16 protein-coding genes are annotated in these 15,553 nt (G+C 62.4%); 11 read left to right on the top strand and 5 right to left on the bottom strand.

The features are described from left to right. Nucleotides 1-77: 77 nt before the first annotated feature. From secB to ACM64M_RS03080, 4 genes are all read left to right on the top strand, one after another. Nucleotides 78-614 (top strand): protein-export chaperone SecB, encoded by a 537-nt coding sequence (gene secB / locus ACM64M_RS03095; RefSeq protein WP_416227166.1) that lies wholly within the window; start codon nucleotides 78-80, stop codon nucleotides 612-614. A gap of 27 nt (nucleotides 615-641) precedes the next feature. Beyond that, entirely contained in the window at nucleotides 642-2,222 is a 1,581-nt protein-coding gene (murJ, locus tag ACM64M_RS03090) for a murein biosynthesis integral membrane protein MurJ (RefSeq protein WP_416227165.1), read from the top strand. A gap of 1 nt (nucleotide 2,223) precedes the next feature. Further along, nucleotides 2,224-3,243, top strand: a complete 1,020-nt coding sequence (trpS, locus tag ACM64M_RS03085; RefSeq protein ID WP_416227164.1) for a tryptophan--tRNA ligase — start codon at nucleotides 2,224-2,226, stop codon at nucleotides 3,241-3,243. Nucleotides 3,244-3,438: 195 nt separating this feature from the next. Then, nucleotides 3,439-4,107, top strand: a complete 669-nt coding sequence (locus tag ACM64M_RS03080) for a DUF4136 domain-containing protein (RefSeq protein ID WP_416227163.1) — start codon at nucleotides 3,439-3,441, stop codon at nucleotides 4,105-4,107. A 90-nt stretch (nucleotides 4,108-4,197) separates the two neighbouring features. On the opposite strand, the gene dut is transcribed toward ACM64M_RS03080, so the two are convergent. Both dut and ACM64M_RS03070 read right to left on the bottom strand, forming a co-directional pair. Continuing rightward, a complete protein-coding gene (dut, locus tag ACM64M_RS03075) occupies nucleotides 4,198-4,656 on the bottom strand; it encodes a dUTP diphosphatase (RefSeq protein ID WP_416227162.1) in 459 nt (152 codons plus the stop codon). Continuing rightward, nucleotides 4,653-6,383 (bottom strand): phosphopantothenoylcysteine decarboxylase, encoded by a 1,731-nt coding sequence (locus ACM64M_RS03070; protein ID WP_416227161.1) that lies wholly within the window; start codon nucleotides 6,381-6,383, stop codon nucleotides 4,653-4,655. Before ACM64M_RS03070 ends, dut begins: the two co-directional genes overlap by 4 nt. A 160-nt stretch (nucleotides 6,384-6,543) precedes the next feature. On the opposite strand from ACM64M_RS03070, the gene ACM64M_RS03065 reads away from it, so the two are divergent. Continuing rightward, a complete protein-coding gene (locus ACM64M_RS03065; RefSeq protein ID WP_416227160.1) occupies nucleotides 6,544-6,924 on the top strand; it encodes a DUF4345 family protein in 381 nt (126 codons plus the stop codon). On the opposite strand, the gene ubiB is transcribed toward ACM64M_RS03065, so the two are convergent. Continuing rightward, nucleotides 6,921-8,489: a 2-polyprenylphenol 6-hydroxylase gene (gene ubiB / locus ACM64M_RS03060; protein ID WP_416227159.1), complete on the bottom strand. Its 1,569-nt coding sequence runs from the start codon at nucleotides 8,487-8,489 to the stop codon at nucleotides 6,921-6,923. The two genes, ACM64M_RS03065 and ubiB, sit on opposite strands and share 4 nt — an antisense overlap. 4 nt (nucleotides 8,490-8,493) lie before the next feature. Next, nucleotides 8,494-9,267, bottom strand: coding sequence for a class I SAM-dependent methyltransferase (locus tag ACM64M_RS03055; protein ID WP_416227158.1), 774 nt, complete (start codon nucleotides 9,265-9,267; stop codon nucleotides 8,494-8,496). A gap of 105 nt (nucleotides 9,268-9,372) precedes the next feature. Between ACM64M_RS03055 and mutM the strand changes: the two genes are divergently transcribed. From mutM to ACM64M_RS03030, 5 genes are all read left to right on the top strand, one after another. Beyond that, nucleotides 9,373-10,188 (top strand): bifunctional DNA-formamidopyrimidine glycosylase/DNA-(apurinic or apyrimidinic site) lyase, encoded by an 816-nt coding sequence (gene mutM / locus ACM64M_RS03050; RefSeq protein WP_416227157.1) that lies wholly within the window; start codon nucleotides 9,373-9,375, stop codon nucleotides 10,186-10,188. A 160-nt stretch (nucleotides 10,189-10,348) separates the two neighbouring features. After that, entirely contained in the window at nucleotides 10,349-10,609 is a 261-nt protein-coding gene (gene rpsT, locus ACM64M_RS03045; RefSeq protein ID WP_416227156.1) for a 30S ribosomal protein S20, read from the top strand. 467 nt (nucleotides 10,610-11,076) lie between these two features. Next, nucleotides 11,077-12,537, top strand: a complete 1,461-nt coding sequence (gene dnaA, locus ACM64M_RS03040) for a chromosomal replication initiator protein DnaA (protein ID WP_416227155.1) — start codon at nucleotides 11,077-11,079, stop codon at nucleotides 12,535-12,537. Nucleotides 12,538-12,644: 107 nt separating this feature from the next. Continuing rightward, nucleotides 12,645-13,076 (top strand): DUF983 domain-containing protein, encoded by a 432-nt coding sequence (locus ACM64M_RS03035; RefSeq protein WP_416227154.1) that lies wholly within the window; start codon nucleotides 12,645-12,647, stop codon nucleotides 13,074-13,076. Beyond that, nucleotides 13,073-13,840 carry a HesA/MoeB/ThiF family protein gene (locus ACM64M_RS03030; protein ID WP_416227153.1) on the top strand — a complete coding sequence of 256 codons (768 nt, stop codon included), beginning with the start codon at nucleotides 13,073-13,075 and terminating at the stop codon, nucleotides 13,838-13,840. Before ACM64M_RS03035 ends, ACM64M_RS03030 begins: the two co-directional genes overlap by 4 nt. A 237-nt stretch (nucleotides 13,841-14,077) precedes the next feature. Here ACM64M_RS03030 and ACM64M_RS03025 read toward each other — a convergent pair whose 3' ends face one another. Next, the gene (locus ACM64M_RS03025; RefSeq protein ID WP_416227152.1) at nucleotides 14,078-14,779 is read right to left on the bottom strand and encodes an NAD-dependent deacylase; all 702 of its coding nucleotides are present in this window, start codon (nucleotides 14,777-14,779) and stop codon (nucleotides 14,078-14,080) included. Nucleotides 14,780-14,815: 36 nt separating this feature from the next. Between ACM64M_RS03025 and dapB the strand changes: the two genes are divergently transcribed. Beyond that, on the top strand, nucleotides 14,816-15,544 hold the full coding sequence (dapB, locus tag ACM64M_RS03020) for a 4-hydroxy-tetrahydrodipicolinate reductase (RefSeq protein ID WP_416227151.1): 729 nt from the start codon (nucleotides 14,816-14,818) through the stop codon (nucleotides 15,542-15,544). Nucleotides 15,545-15,553: the final 9 nt, after the last annotated feature.

Raw genomic sequence — 15,553 nt, 5'->3', positions numbered from 1 at the left:
TGCATCCATCCAATACCGGCGCATCGTATAGCGCGCCGCACGAAATTTGAACCGACAACGCGAAAGACGAAACGACCATGGCCGACGAAGGCGACATCCTCACCGATCTGGACAATCAGGCAGCAGGCCCCAATGGCGCGGACAATCTGCCCGCCGCCGGGATCATCACCCAATATGTGAAAGACCTGTCGGTCGAAAACCCCAACGCGCCGGACGTCTTTCAATGGACCGACGCGCCAAAGGTCGATGTGCAATTCAACATTGGCGCGCAGCCCAAGGGCGATCAGGTGACCGAGGTTGAACTGAAGATCAACATCACTGCCACCACTGCAAAGGGCGCAGCCTATATTGTCGAACTGTCCTATTGCGGCCTGATCGGCCTGCGCAACATCCCAGAGGATCAGGCGCATGCGTTTCTGTTTGCAGAGGCTCCGCGGATCCTGTTCCCCTTTGCCCGCCGGGTGGTGGCCGATGCCGTGCGCGATGCCGGGTTCCCGCCGCTGATGGTGGACCCGATTGATTTCAACGGCCTCTATATCCAGCAGCTTCAGGCGAAGCGCGCGCAGGAAGCGGCAGCCGCCGGTGATGCGCCCGCGCCGAGCGGCGACGCGTAAGCCCATAGCAAGGCGGGCCTGAAAGCCATGAGCCTGCTCAGAAATGTCGGCACAATCGGCTCGCTCACCTTGGTGAGCCGAATTGCCGGCATGGCGCGCGAGATGATCTTTGCCCGTGTGCTCGGCGCCAATGCGGTGACCGATGCGTGGTTTCAGGCCTTCATCATCCCCAATGTGTTCCGCCGCCTGTTTGCCGAGGGCGCGTTTTCCGCCGCGTTCGTGCCGATGTTTTCCAAGCGTCTGCACGGCGCGGACACGCCGGAACAAGGGCTGGCGGAGGCCCGTTCCTTCTCCGCCGACGTGCTGAGCGTGCTGTTGCCGGTGCTGATCGCGCTGGTGGCGCTGTTTGAAATCGTCATGCCGGGGGTGATCTGGCTGCTGGCGGACAAGCCGGTCAATCCCGCCGGGTTCGATCTCGCAGTGGATTTCGCGCGGATCATGTTTCCCTATATCGTGCTGGTCAGCCTGGTGACCTTGTTCACCGGAATGCTCAATTCGGTGTCACGCTTTGCGCCCGGAGCAAGCTTTCCGATCATCCTCAACATCGTGCTGATCGCTGCGCTGCTGACCGGCGAATGGTTTGCCAGCACCACCGGGGCGAGTGTCGAACAAATCGCCTATGGCATCGCCTGGGCGGTGACCGGGGCGGGGATGATGCAGCTGGCGTGGCTGTATTACTGGGTCAGGACCGAAGGTTTCGAGGTGAAGCTGCGCCTGCCGCGCATCACGCCAGAGGTAAAGCGGCTCGGCATCATTGCCCTGCCCGCGGCGATTGGCGGCGGCGCGTATCAGATCAACACGCTGGTGCAGCTCTATTTCCTCAACCAGCTTGAAGACGGCTCGGTCAGCTACATGAATTATGCCGACCGGCTGAACCAATTGCCGCTCGGCATCATCGGCATCGCGCTGTCGACCGCGATCCTGCCGACGCTGAGCAAATTCGTGGGCAGCGACAACAAGGAGGGCGCGGACCGCATTCAGTCCGATGCCATTGAACTGGCAATGCTGCTGACGATCCCCGCGGCGGTCGCGCTGGCAATCTGCGCCGAAGCCTTCGTGACCATGATTTTCCAGGGCGGACGGTTCGATCTGGCCGATGCTGCATCGACCGGTCAAGTGCTCGCGGCGCTGGTGCTGGGCCTGCCCGCCTATGTGCTGGTCAAGGTGCTGGTGCCCAATTTCTACGCCCGCGCCGATACACGCACGCCGGTGGTCGCGGCGTTTATTTCGCTGGGTGTGTTCATCGGCTTTAACTTCGCGCTGCTGGACACTTACGGCGTGGTCGGGGTCGCCTTTGCCAGCGTCATCGGGGCGTGGATCAATGTCACTTTCCTGATGATCGTGCTGGCCATACGCGGGCATTACCGCGTGCCGCCCATGCTGGTGCTGCGGATCGCACGGCAGGGGCTTGCGGCGGCGGCGATGGGCGCGGCCTTGTTCTACACCGCCGACCTGCTAACGCCGTGGTATTCCGCCGGTCTGTTTGCGCGGCTGGCGGCGCTGCTGACGCTCGTGGGCGCGGCGGCTATCGTCTATTTCGGCATCGCCTTTGCGGTCGGCGCAATCGACCGTCAGCGGATCGCCGCCCTTACAAAGAGAGCAAATTAACATGCGTGTCGTCTCTGGCATTCAGCCCACCGGAAAACCGCATCTGGGCAATTACCTCGGCGCAATCGTCAATTACGTGAAGCTTCAGGACGAAGCCCACGCGGCGGGCGGTCAATGCTTTATCTTCCTGGCCGATTTGCACGCCATTTCGCAGCCGCATTCGCCCGCCGAACTGACCCAGAACACGCGCGAAATGGTCGCCACTCTGGTCGCCTGCGGGGTCGATCCGGCCAAAACCGTGCTGTTCAATCAGGCGCAGGTTCCCGCCCATGCCGAATTGCAATGGCTGCTCAACGGCACCGCGCGGATGGGCTGGCTGAACCGCATGACGCAGTGGAAAGACAAGGCGGGCAAAAACCGCGAAGGCCAATCGGTCGCGCTGTTCACCTATCCCGTCCTTCAGGCCGCCGACGTGCTGCTGTATCAGGCGACGCATGTTCCCGTGGGAGAGGATCAGAAACAGCATCTGGAACTGGCCCGCGACATCGCGCAGAAATTCAACAATGATTTCTGTGCTGAAGATGCACCGCTGTTTACCCTGCCCGAACCCTATATCCCGCCCGCCGCCGCGCGGATCATGAGCCTGCGCGATGGGTCGGCCAAGATGTCGAAGTCCGATCCTTCCGACATGAGCCGGATCAGCCTGACCGATGATGCCGACACGATTATGAAAAAGATCAAAAAGGCCAAGACCGATCCCGAGCCCCTGCCGAGCGAGGAGAAGGGGCTGGAGGACCGGGCCGAGGCGAAGAACCTTGTCGGCATCTATGCCGCGCTGACCGGGCAGACCGCGGCGCAGGTGCTCAGCGATCATGGCGGGCAGGGTTTCGGCGCGTTCAAGCCTGCCTTGGGCGAAGTGCTGATCGAGACGCTCGCCCCGATCAACGCGCGTTTCATGGAATTGAAGGACGATCAGGAGGCCTTGGATGCGATCCTCGCGCGCGGCGCGGCGCAGGCGCGCGAACGCGGCACTCCGACGCTTGATGCCGCCTACAAGGCGCTGGGACTGGTGCGCGGCTGACGGCGCTTGCTGTGCGTTAAAGCGTGGTTCAGCCGATCCGGTTATGCTTCGCTCTGGACTGTCAGGTCGCCGTCAGATTTGCAGCTCAGGTTCAGGCATAGTTTGTGACAGGCTGCCGCTGGCTCCGCGCGCAATCGCTGCGGCGCTACGCCGCGCTGGTGATTTAATAAAGGATATGCCATGGAGATCGCTATTATGACTTCGCCATCCCCCTTGATGAGTCGCATCCGCAGGTTTGGCCTTGCGGGTCTGCTCGCTGTCGGACTGGGTGCTTGCGCGCCCACGTTTCAGGCGGATGTCTCGCGGTTTCAGGCACAATTGCCCGCGCCGCAAGGTCAGACATTTGCCGTCGTAGCGGACGATCCGGCGCTGGCTGGCGGGCTGGAATTTGCCCTCTATGCCGATCTGGTCGCCGCCGAAATGGCAGAGCTGGGATACAATCGCGTCGCTTCACCAGAGACCGCAAACCTGCTCGTCCGGTTCGATTACGGCGTTGACAATGGCCGCGAACGGGTGCGCAGCAGCGGGATCGCAGCCGATCCATTCTTTAGCCCGTGGGGCGTGTATGGTGCACGCGGTTTCCGCCGCAGCTATGCTTTCGGGTTCTATGATCCATGGCTCGCCGGACCGGAAGTGCGCAGTTACACCGTCTATACCAGCGACATTGATCTGAAGATCGACAACGCCAGCACCGGACAGCGCCTGTTCGAAGGGCAGGCTCAGGCCGTGTCGAGTTCCAATCGTTTGCAGGCGCTGGTGCCGAACCTCGTCGATGCGATCTTCACCGATTTCCCCGGCAATTCGGGCGAGACCTTGCGCATCACCATCCGCGAAGACGGCAAGACGGTGCGCGCGGCCAACTGACGCAGAGCGGCTCAGACATACCCTTGGACGGGACGAACAGGGCGGCGCAAGGGATCAGCGCCGCCCTTTTTGTTGTGGAAGCGCAAACAACTATAGCCCCGCATGTCCGCCGGTCGATCCGAAACCGCCCGCGCCCCGTGTCGTCGCGTCCAGCTCAGCCACCTCATCCCACTTGGCCTGCACCACCGGGGCGAGCACCAATTGCGCCACGCGGTCGCCGCGCTGCACCGCGAAATCCTCGGTCCCGTGGTTGATCAGCAGCACCTTCAATTCGCCGCGATAATCGCTGTCGATGGTGCCGGGCGTGTTGGGCACGGTGATGCCGTGCTTGAAGGCGAGGCCCGAACGCGGGCGGACCTGAATTTCATAGCCCTGCGGAATTGCCAGCGCGAGGCCGGTCGCCACCGCGTGCCGCGCGCCGGGGGCCAGCGTCACATCCTCCGCACTGACCACATCCATCCCCGCTGCACCGTGGGTGGCATAGGCAGGCAGCGGCAGGCCCTGCCCGTGCGGCAGCCGCTTGATCGCAACCGTCACCGGCTCATTCACTGCGCCGCCTCTGCCGAAAGCGCCGCCGCGATCCGCTCCATCAATGCCATCGCCACTTCGCCTTTGGGCATTTCATCGAGGCTTTCGACCCCGTCGGCGCTGACGATATGGACGCGGTTGGCATCGCCGCCCATCACGTCGCCCGAAACGTCATTGGCGATGATCCAGTCGCAGGACTTGCGCTTGCGTTTCTTCTTGGCGTTGTCGAGCACGCTTTCGGTTTCGGCGGCAAAGCCGATCACCAGTTGAGGCCGGTTCGATGCCGACGCCAAATTGGTCAATATGTCGGGATTTTCGGTCAGCATCAGCGCCGGAGGGGCAGAGCTGCGTTTCTTGATTTTCTCATCCCGGTATTCCTTGGGCCGCCAGTCGGCGACCGCAGCGACCATCACCGCGACATCAGCGGGCAGCGCCCGCTTGACCGCGCTGGCCATTTCCTCGGCGCTTTCGACGTCGATCCGGTCCACCCCGGCGGGGGTTTTGAGCGCAACGGGCCCAGCGACCAACGTAACATCCGCGCCCAGCGCAGCCGCAGCGGCGGCAATCGCAAAGCCTTGTTTCCCGCTCGACCGGTTGGCGATGTAACGCACCGGATCGATCGATTCCCACGTCGGTCCGGCGGTCACCAGCACATGCCGCCCGTCGAGCGGTTGATGCGACGCATTGGCAATGAACCCGCTGACCTCTGCCTCATCGGCTTCAATTGCGGCGAGTTTGCCCGGCGCAGCCTGTTTCGCAGCGATCTTGCGCGCCGCAGGGGCTTCAGCCTGCTCCGGCTCGACGTCAGCGATGGTTTCAGGCGCAGACTTGCGGTCGTCGACCTCGTGATTGATCGCATCGGGGTCCATCGGCGGGGCGGCCCTGCCAGCCCCTTTGCTGGCAAGCAGCGGCCCGCCGAAGTCGGGGTTGAATTCGACCTCTTCCTCGGCTCCCGCGTCTTCGTCAGCGGCGCCGAATTCGTCCTCACCGGGAGCCTCGTCAAGCTCTGCCTCGATTTCCTCGGCGCTGCGCCGCGCGGTGGAACGGGGTATGATCCGCGACAGCAATCCGCCCAGCCCGCCCATCGGACCAGCCTCTTCGGGCTCAAGCGCCTCAATCGCATCATTCGCCAAGGCGGGCGCGGCGGCAGGTGGAACAGTTTCGTCCTCCACCTCGATCCCGAAATGCGCGGCAATCGCACGCCAGATGGCGTGGGGTTCGGGCAGGCGGCCATAGCCAAATTCGCCGCAGGCCATTGCCCCTTCGTCCGGGTGCAGCACCGTCACGCCCGCATCTTTCAGCCATGCGACGTTGCGCTGCGTCGATTCGTGCTCCCACATCTTTACGTTCATCGCGGGCACCGCCATCACCGGCTTGTTGGTGGCAAGGATCAATGTGGTCGCCAGATCATCGGCGATACCCGCCGCCATTTTCGCCATCAGATCGGCGGTCGCCGGGCACACGACGATCAAATCGGCCTCCCGCGACAATTCGATATGGCCCATCTCGACCTCGTTCTTGAGATCGAACAGGCTGGTGTAAACCTGGTTCTCGCTGAGCGCGGCGAGCGACATCGGGGTGACGAATTGCTGACCGCCCTTGGTCACGACGCAGGTGACATCGCCCTGAACCCCATTGGCACCCTTGCGGATCAGCCGGACGAGCTCGCACGATTTGTAGGCCGCGATACCGCCGCCTACGACCAACAGCACCTTTGGCGAAAGCACTTTTGGCTTCGCTGCGCTCATCCCCGTCACACTCCTCGTTGCACCATTTTTCAGGCGCTTCGATCACTCCCTAGCGTTCTGCCCCACGCGCGCCAAGTCCAGCCTTTGCCTTGGGACACGATGGTTAAGATTGTGCTTAGAGCCCCGTCCGGCCATAGCTGTGTGCGAGAGGGGATTTACGATGATTGTTGCACTGCGAACGGCGCTGGCTCTGGGCGGGCTGCTGCTGGTGTTCATGGCATTCGGGTTTCTGACCAATCCGGCCGGGTCCGGCGCCGATTTCGGGATCACCGCCGCGGGCGCGCATGGCATCACCTCGATCCGCGCCGACATGACCGCGTTTTTCGGCGTTGGCGGCGCGTGTTTCGTGTGGGGCGCATGGGCCCGGCGCAGCGATCCGCTGATCATCGGCGCGGCTTTGATGCTGACGGCATTGGCCGCGCGGATAATCTCGCTGTCGATCAACGGCAGTTTCGAAGGCTATGCGCCGCCGATGGTGGTGGAATTGCTGCTCGGCGTGCTCGGCCTGATCGGCGCGCGGGTGCTGCCAAAAGGCGCCTAGAACAGCCCTGCGAGGCTCGCTCCCCATACCGCGCCTGCGCCGACCAGTCCGGCGATGAAATATCCCAGCCAGCCGCCGCCCTCACCAGCGCCCTTGGCTCGCCGGTCGGTGAGCAGACGGATATCGGGCAGCGGCGCTGGTTCGGGCGCGCCGCCTTTGGGCGGGAATTTCTCCTCCAGCCGCCGGATCAGTCCCGGCAGACGAAACAGCGTCTCGGTGTCTTCCTTGATCCGGTCCGCCACCGCCGCCTCTGGCCCCAATTCGTCGCGGATCCAGCTGCGCACATAAGGCGCAGCAGTATCCCACATATTGATATCGGGGTTCAACTGCGTCGCGATCCCCTCCACCATCACCATCGTCTTTTGCAGCAGCAACAGATGCGGCTGGGTCTGCATGTCGAAATCGCGGGTGATCGCAAACAGCCCGTCCAACATCTGACCGACGCTAAGTTCCTTCACTGGCTTGCCGCGCATCGGTTCGCCCACCGCGCGCAGAGCGGTCGCAAATTCTCCGACCGAGTGGTAACTGGGCACATATTGCGCCTCGAAATGAATTTCCGCGACGCGCCGGTAATTGCCGGTGGTCAGCCCATAGAGGATTTCGGCGAGCCATTGCCGCGCCCGCCGGTCGATCCGCCCCATGATCCCGAAATCAATGGCAACAATCGTGCCGTCATCCTCGATGAACAGATTGCCCTGATGCATGTCGGCATGGAAGAAACCGGCGCTGATCGCCTGGGTCAGGAAACTGATGACCAATTTGTTGGCGATGGCACCCAGATCGTGCCCGCGCGCCAGCAATTCATCGCGGCGCGAGATCTTGACCCCGTCGACCCATTCGATGGTCAGCACCCGGCCATTGGTGCGGTCCCAATCGACCGCCGGGATGCGGTAACCGGCGACGCCCGACATTTCTTCTGCCAATTCGCTGGCGGAAGCAGCCTCGCGCCGCAGATCAAGTTCCGCATTCGACCAGCGTTTGAAATTGGCAATGGTCAGGCGCGGGCGCAGGCGCATCGCCTCTCCGCCCATCGCCTCGACATGCGCGGCGGCCCATTCATAGGTCTGAATATCGGCCGCGAATTTTTCGCGGATGCCGGGGCGCAGCACCTTGATGGCGACGGTGCGACCATCGGTGGTCACGCCTTTGTGCACCTGCGCAATCGACGCTGCGCCGACCGGATGGGGGTCAATTTCGGCAAACAGCGTGTCTATCGGTTGATTAAAGGTGGCGGCAATCTGCGCCTCGATCTGCGCGAAGGGGACCGGCGGCAGATCGTCTTGCAGGCTGAGCAGATTATGCGCTGCTTCTTCGCCCACCAGATCGGGTCTTGTCGCCAGCGACTGGCCTAGCTTGATCGCAGCGGGGCCGATCGCGCGAAACGCCCCGGCGTAATCGCGCGGACCGTGTTTGCCGGTGAAGGTCGCCAGCCGCGCCAGCCGCGCCAGCCGCCGAACCTGCGCGGGCGCATTGGGGTCTTGCTCTATCCCCACCAGCGCGCGTCGCCGGGCCAGCGTGATACCCCACCGCGCAAGGCGGAACAGATGCGTGGCAGGGGCGGTCATCGGTTCAGACTTTCCAACCGGAATGGATGGCAACCGCGCCGCCAAGGATCGATTCGACCCGCGTGTTCACAAAACCGGCGGTGCGGATCATGCTTTCAAATTCCGGCATGGAGGGAAATTTGCGGATCGATTCGACCAGATAGCGATAGCTGTCGGCATCGCCCGCGATTGCCTGTCCCATGCGCGGCAGCAATTGTTCGGAATAAATATCGTAGACTTGCCGAAATCCCGACCATTCGGTGGTCGAAAACTCCATACAGTAAAACCGACCGCCGGGGCGCAGCACGCGGTAAGCTTCGGCCAGCGCGCGGTCCTTGAAGGTGACGTTGCGGATGCCGAACACGATGGTGTAGGCGTCATAGCTGTTAGTGGCGAAATCGACCTTTTCGGCGTTCTGACAAGTGAACACGAGGCTGCCGGTTTCTTCGCTCTCGCGCCGTTCCATCGCGCGTTCTGCGCCGACATCCAGCATGTCCTGATTGATGTCGGCAACGGTCACATCCGCGCCCCGGTCGGCCATGCGGAATGCGATGTCGCCGGTGCCGCCCGCCATATCGAGAATGCGTTCGCCGCGCTGCGGCTTGACCCGTTTGACGAAGCGGTCTTTCCACCCGCGATGCATACCCATCGACATCGCATCGTTCATGATGTCGTATTTGCGCGCCACGCTGGAGAACACCTCGCCCACGCGGCGAGTTTTCTCTTCGGGTGCCACCTGTTCATAGCCAAAGGAGACGGTGTCGCCTTCGCCCTCGCTTATTGGGGTGCTTTCATCCATGCCGTGTCCCCTAGATGGAATTGTGCGGCGCGCAAAGGGTGTTAGAGCGCTTCGTTCAGTTGTTCCGGACCGCCCGGCACGCAAGCGTTAGCGAACCAGACAGACATGCCAGAACTTCCAGAAGTTGAAACAACGGTGCGGGGGCTCGCTCGGTTCCTTGATGGGCAGCGGATTGAGCGGGTTGCGCTCAACCGCCCCAATCTGCGCCGCCCGTTCCCGCCCGAACTGGTGCAGGTGATGACCGGCGCGCAGGTCACCGGCCTGTCGCGGCGGGCGAAATACGGGCTGATCCATATCGACCGGGGGTGGGCGATGATCTTTCACCTCGGCATGAGCGGGCGCTGGCGGATCGACCCGGAGGCGCCTGACCGCCACGATCATTTGATTATTGAGACCGCAGGCCACCGCTTTGCGCTGTGCGATCCGCGCCGGTTCGGTTCGGTCGATCTGGTGCGCTGCGATGCGCTGGACGCTTGGCCGCAATTTGCCGCGCTGGGGCCGGAGCCGCTGGGCCCGGGGCTGACCGCTGCGCATCTCAAATCGGCGTTTCGCGGCAAGGTGCAATCGGTCAAGCTGTGCCTGCTCGATCAACGGATCGTCGCCGGGCTGGGCAATATCTATGTCTGCGAGGCGCTGTGGCGCGCGGGCATCCATCCGCGCAAGGCGGCGGGCAAGGTGACGGGGCCGCAACTCAATCGGCTGGTGCCGGTCATCCGCGAAGTGCTCGAAGCCTCGATCGCGGATGGCGGTTCAACCTTGCGCGATTATGCCGCGCCCAATGGGGAGCTGGGCTATTTCGCCACTCGCTTTGATGTCTATGGCCGCGAGGGTGAGCCGTGCCGCCGCGAGGATGAAGGCACCATCCGCCGCATCGCGCAAGGCGGGCGCAGCACCTGGTTCTGCCCGAAGTGTCAGCGTTAACGCAGCATCCGCCAAGAATTGTTGACGATTCGCACACTGCACCCTATGTGGCGCGCTTTCCGGTACGCGGACACCGATTCCGTGCGCCTGCTTTCGAACACACCACAAATTCATTCGGTCGCCCTATGCGGCCCGCATCAAACGCGAGACAGACAGAAATATGGCCAATTCGCCGCAAGCCCGCAAACGCATCCGTCGCAACAATGCCCGTGCCGAAGTTAACGGTGCCCGCGTAAGCCGCATTCGCGGTTTCGTGAAAAAGGTCGAAGCCGCCTGCGAAGCGGGTGACAAAGACGCCGCTGCGGCCGCGCTCAAGGCTGCTCAGCCCGAAATGGCGCGCGGCGTTGCGCGCGGCGTCATGCATAAAAACACCGTGTCGCGCAAAATGTCGCGCCTGACAAAGCGCGTCGCCGCGCTCTGATTCGGCCGATTCTCCGCCGGATGAACGGCGGTCGGGGCATCCCCGCTTGGGATTTCACCTAGCGAGCTCCAACGATTGTGGATAAGGGCTGTGCCGAAGGGCGCGGCCCTTTTGTTTTGCGACAATTGTGACCGGAATTGCACCTGCAAATGTTAGGAATCCCCGCGATTCGCATGCGCTGAACGGTCAATATTTCATTGAATCAGGGACTTGAACGGACGCCTGCGGGGTTGCGGTGAGTCAACAAGAATATTTAAGTTTTATTGCAATTCGCTGCTTGCGCTTATCGCCCAACGGTTCTTTATTCGCTTCTCACCCGGGGCCGGACAGTCCGGGGGTCACACAGATTAGTCGACGGGGAACCTTGCGAAACACCGTTTCGCAAGCATGGCGAAGATTTGCCTTTCGTTGCGATAAATGGCTCCTCCGGACGTAAGTTTCGGAGATAGTAGAGTATTGGGGAAGCAATGGTGCACAAAATTGACAAGGCGCGGACAGCGCGCCGGAATGCGGACGATGATTTGATGGAAGATGCCGAAGCGGTAAATCTCGCAGCCGATTGGGCAGATATCAGCCAGGGCCTGCGCAAAGACCTGGGTCATCAATTGCACAGCCAGTGGATCAAGCCGATCCAGGTTGGCGGCATCAACAAGGAAAACGGCACGCTCGACCTGTTCCTGCCCACCGAATTCTCGGCCAATTGGGTCAAGGACCGCTTTCACGAACGGCTTCAACTGGCGTGGAAAATCGTGCGCAGCGACGTGCGCAATGTAAACATTCAGGTCCACCCCGGTCGCCGCCAGCTTCCCGAGCTGCGGCTGGGCGATGGCCGCCGCCCGGCCAATGACGGCGCCAGCGCGATTGCAGTCGCAGCGGGCACGATTGGCGATGGCGGGTTCAGCAGTTCGGTCGGGCTCGACCCCTCGCAGACCTTTGCCGCCTTTGTCACCGGAGAGGCCAATGTGCTGGCGTGCAACGCCGCGCAGCGCATGGCCGCAACCCAGCAGCCGCAATTCTCGCCGCTCTATCTCAAGGCCGCGACCGGTCAGGGCAAATCGCACCTGCTCCACGCCATCGGGCACTCCTTCCTTCAGGCGCATCCGCGCGCACGGATTTTCTACTGTTCGGCAGAACGGTTCATGATCGAATTCGTGCAGGCTTTGAAAGCGGGCCAGATGATGGAATTCAAGGCGCGGCTGCGCAGCTTTGACCTGCTGCTGGTCGATGACATTCAATTCATCATTGGCAAGGCATCGGCGCAGGAAGAGCTGCTCTACACGATCGACGCGCTGCTGGCCGAAGGCAAGCGGCTGGTGTTTGCCGCTGACCGCGCTCCGCAGGCGCTGGACGGGGTCGAACCGCGTCTGCTCAGCCGCCTGTCGATGGGTCTGGTGGCCGATATTCAGGCCGCCGATATCGAACTGCGCAAGAAAATTCTGGTTTCGAAACTGTCGCGCTTTGCCCCGCTCAGCGTGCCCGAGGACGTGATCGAATTTCTCGCCCGCACCATCACCCGCAACATCCGCGAATTGGTCGGCGGCCTGAACAAGCTGATCGCCTATGCCCAGCTGACGGGTCAAGAAGTGTCGCTGCAACTGGCCGAGGAACAACTCACCGATATTCTCAGCGCCAATCGCCGCCGAATCACCATCGACGAGATTCAGCGCACCGTGTGCCAGTTCTACCGCATCGACCGCAGCGAAATGTCATCCAAGCGCCGCGCGCGCGCCGTGGTCCGTCCGCGTCAGGTGGCGATGTATCTGTCCAAGGTGCTGACCCCGCGCAGCTATCCCGAAATCGGGCGCAAGTTCGGCGGGCGCGATCATTCGACCGTGATCCACGCGGTTCGCCTGATCGAAGACCTGCGCACCCGCGACGCCGATATGGACGGCGATGTGCGCAGCTTGCTGCGACAATTGGAAAGTTAATTCGCACATAATATCCGCAAGCAATGAACAGACTGATCGACAGGGCAATGCACAGCCCTGTCGACAGCCTATTCACAAGCTGTGCGCAGCCTGCCAACAGGCTATTCATGAACCTTTCCGCGCCGCTTCCCACCCATTCGATCAACCTGCCAGACGGAGTGTTTGGCGCTTTCCTGCGCGGCGGGCGGGGTAAATGCCCGCGCTGCGACGCTGCGCCGCTGTTCCGCCAATGGCTCAAACCGGTCGACACTTGCGCGCATTGCGGGCAAGATTGGTCGGTCCAGCAGGCGGACGATTTTCCCGCCTATATCGGCATTTTCGTGGTCGGCCACCTGCTCGCCCCGGTGGTGATTGCGATGATCGGCACATTCGGAATGTCCGCTTGGCTGACCTTGGCGATCATCCTGCCGGTGGCCATCATCATGCTGATCGCGATGCTGGGACCGGTCAAAGGCGGCGTGATCGCGTTTCTGTGGTGGCACGGCATCGGCGCCTTTGTGAAAGAACGCCACGCGATTGAGGCACCCGACGGGCCATGACGCTGACCCCTGCACGGCTTGACCGATTCGCGCGGCATATTGTGCTGCCCGAGGTCGGCGGCGCGGGTCAGGTCGCGCTGGCGGGACGGCATGTCGCGCTGATCGGCCTTGGCGGGATCGGTTCGCCCGCGCTGCAATATCTGGCCGCGGCTGGGATCGGGCGCTTTACACTGGTCGATGACGATGTGGTCGATGCCAGCAATCTGCAACGCCAGACGATTTTCACACAGCGCGATGTCGGCCACGGCAAGGCGACCAGCGCCCGCCGCTGGCTCGCCAATTTCGATGAAGTGCTGGAGGTCAGCCTGAGCGACAGTCGCATCAAGTCCGGCAACGCGCCAAACCTGATCGAGGGCTGCGATCTGGTGCTGGACGGGACCGACAATTTCGCCACCCGTCTCGCCGTCTCCGATGCCTGCGTGCAGGCCGGCGTGCCGTTGCTGTCCGCCGCCGTGGGTAGGTTTCAGGGGCAGGTCGGTGCGTTCGCAGGGCATTTGCCGGGTGAGGCGTGCTATCGCTGCTTCGTCGGCGATGCGTTTGACGCCGAGGATTGCGACACCTGCGCCGAAGACGGCATGCTGGGCGCAATGGCCGGATGGACCGGCAGCTTTGCCGCCATGCAAGCCGTGCGGGTATTGCTCGAAGGCGTCAGCCGGTTCGGGCAGCCGATGTGGGGGAAGCTGCACATCCTCGACGGAATGTCGCCGGGCATGCGCACGCTGACGATTGCGAAGGATCCGGCTTGCCGGGGATGCGGGCTCTGAAAGCCCCTGCCCCCAAGCAAGCCAATCAGTATTCCGCTTTCCTACACGCAGCCAACATGGCAACCCAGAGGCTGCTCTTTGAAATTGTCCGCATACCCCTTTCAAAACCACTTTCTGTTGGAAAAGTGTCAAGCAGTCGGAATCGGCGTTAATTATTGAAATATATATATTTTACTCCGAAAAACCCGCTTGACACCCTGTCACATGTGTCAAGCAGTTTCGCTGGGTTTTGGCGATTCAACCGCGCAGCACTTCATCCACCCATTCGGGCACCAATTGCCCCGCCGCCCCGTGGCGCGATTCTGAAAAGAAGTGGCTACCCTCGCTCGGTTCCAGATTTAACTCCAGCGTTGCTGCGCCGTTCGCCCTCGCCTCCTGCACGAAACCCGCCGCCGGGTAGACCGCGCCGCTGGTGCCGATGCTGACGAACAGGTCGCAGGCCTCCAGCGCGCGGGTGATCCGGCCCATTTGGTACGGCATCTCGCCGAACCACACGACGTCAGGGCGCAGGGTCGGCGCGCGGCAGACCGGGCATGGCGGGCGGTCCAGCATGGTCCGTTCCCACCGGCTGCGCGTCTCGCACGACTGGCAGAGCGCGCTCTTCAACTCGCCGTGCATGTGCAGCACGCGTGCCGACCCGCCGCGTTCGTGCAGATCATCGACATTCTGCGTGACCAGCAGCAGATCGCCCGAAAACTCCCGCTCCAGCCGCGCCAGCGCCAGATGCGCCGGATTTGGCGCGGCATTCGCCAGCGCCTCTCGCCGGGCATCGTAGAAGCCGAGCACCAGATCGGGGTTGCGGGCGAAGCCTTCGGGCGTGGCGACATCCTCCACCCGGTGCTGTTCCCATAGGCCCCCTGCGCTGCGGAAAGTGTCGATCCCACTCTCGGCGGAAATGCCCGCGCCGGTAAGGATGACGATGCGTTCAAACTCTGTCATGAAAGCTGTTCAACCATGTCAGGGGCTAAAAGATCAATGGCACAGTTTGCCGTCATCGGACACAAGGGCCGGATGGGCCGCGCGCTTTCGCAGGCTATCGATGAGGCTGGCCATAGCCTTTGCGTCGGGGTGGATGTGGGCGGCAATCCGGGACCGCTGGTTGGCGGCTGTGATGTGATCGTCGATTTTTCCGCTCCCGAAGCGCTTAAGGCCAATCTTGGCGCGGCCAAGGTGGCTGGCATCCCTATACTGGTGGGCACCACGGGACTGGAGCCCGAACATTTCGTGATGCTGGATGAGGCTGCAAAATCAGTGCCCGTCCTGCAAACGGGCAACACTTCGCTGGGCGTGAATCTTCTGGCGCATCTGGTGCGTGAGGCGGCGGCGCGGCTGGGCAATGATTGGGACATTGAAGTGCTGGAGATGCACCACCGTGCCAAGGTTGATGCGCCTTCGGGCACGGCCAAATTGCTGGGCGAGGCAGCGGCTGAGGCGCGGGGGATCGAGCTGTCGGACAATATGGAAAGCGGTCGGCACGGATACACCGGGCCGCGCGGGGAAGGCCACATTGGCTTTGCGACGCTGCGCGGCGGAACGGTGGCGGGCGAGCACAGCGTCATCTTCGCCGGAGAGCAGGAACGCATCACCCTGTCGCATTCCGCCGAAGACCGGATGATCTTTGCGCGTGGTGCGGTTCGTGGGGCGGCATGGCTGATTGGCAGACCAGCGGGGCGTTATTCGATGAAAGACGTGTTGGGATTGTGATCGCAAAGG

The sequence above is a fragment of the Qipengyuania sp. ASV99 genome (assembly GCF_047872805.1).
GTDB lineage: Bacteria > Pseudomonadota > Alphaproteobacteria > Sphingomonadales > Sphingomonadaceae > Erythrobacter.
The sequence above is the reverse complement of the archived record's forward strand: the minus strand, read 5'-3'. Positions and strand labels throughout refer to the sequence as shown.

Excerpts from the sequence above, each read along its gene's own strand:
- trpS (WP_416227164.1), top strand. The coding sequence starts at position 2,224 with ATGCGTGTCGTCTCTGGCATTCAGCCCACCGGAAAACCGCATCTGGGC.
- ACM64M_RS03065 (WP_416227160.1), top strand. The coding sequence starts at position 6,544 with ATGATTGTTGCACTGCGAACGGCGCTGGCTCTGGGCGGGCTGCTGCTG.
- ACM64M_RS03035 (WP_416227154.1), top strand. The coding sequence starts at position 12,645 with ATGAACCTTTCCGCGCCGCTTCCCACCCATTCGATCAACCTGCCAGAC.
- murJ (WP_416227165.1), top strand. The coding sequence starts at position 642 with ATGAGCCTGCTCAGAAATGTCGGCACAATCGGCTCGCTCACCTTGGTG.
- rpsT (WP_416227156.1), top strand. The coding sequence starts at position 10,349 with ATGGCCAATTCGCCGCAAGCCCGCAAACGCATCCGTCGCAACAATGCC.
- ACM64M_RS03030 (WP_416227153.1), top strand. The coding sequence starts at position 13,073 with ATGACGCTGACCCCTGCACGGCTTGACCGATTCGCGCGGCATATTGTG.
- ACM64M_RS03025 (WP_416227152.1), bottom strand. The coding sequence starts at position 14,779 with ATGACAGAGTTTGAACGCATCGTCATCCTTACCGGCGCGGGCATTTCC.
- ACM64M_RS03080 (WP_416227163.1), top strand. The coding sequence starts at position 3,439 with ATGACTTCGCCATCCCCCTTGATGAGTCGCATCCGCAGGTTTGGCCTT.
- secB (WP_416227166.1), top strand. The coding sequence starts at position 78 with ATGGCCGACGAAGGCGACATCCTCACCGATCTGGACAATCAGGCAGCA.
- ubiB (WP_416227159.1), bottom strand. The coding sequence starts at position 8,489 with ATGACCGCCCCTGCCACGCATCTGTTCCGCCTTGCGCGGTGGGGTATC.
- ACM64M_RS03070 (WP_416227161.1), bottom strand. The coding sequence starts at position 6,383 with ATGAGCGCAGCGAAGCCAAAAGTGCTTTCGCCAAAGGTGCTGTTGGTC.
- dnaA (WP_416227155.1), top strand. The coding sequence starts at position 11,077 with ATGGTGCACAAAATTGACAAGGCGCGGACAGCGCGCCGGAATGCGGAC.
- ACM64M_RS03055 (WP_416227158.1), bottom strand. The coding sequence starts at position 9,267 with ATGGATGAAAGCACCCCAATAAGCGAGGGCGAAGGCGACACCGTCTCC.
- mutM (WP_416227157.1), top strand. The coding sequence starts at position 9,373 with ATGCCAGAACTTCCAGAAGTTGAAACAACGGTGCGGGGGCTCGCTCGG.
- dapB (WP_416227151.1), top strand. The coding sequence starts at position 14,816 with ATGGCACAGTTTGCCGTCATCGGACACAAGGGCCGGATGGGCCGCGCG.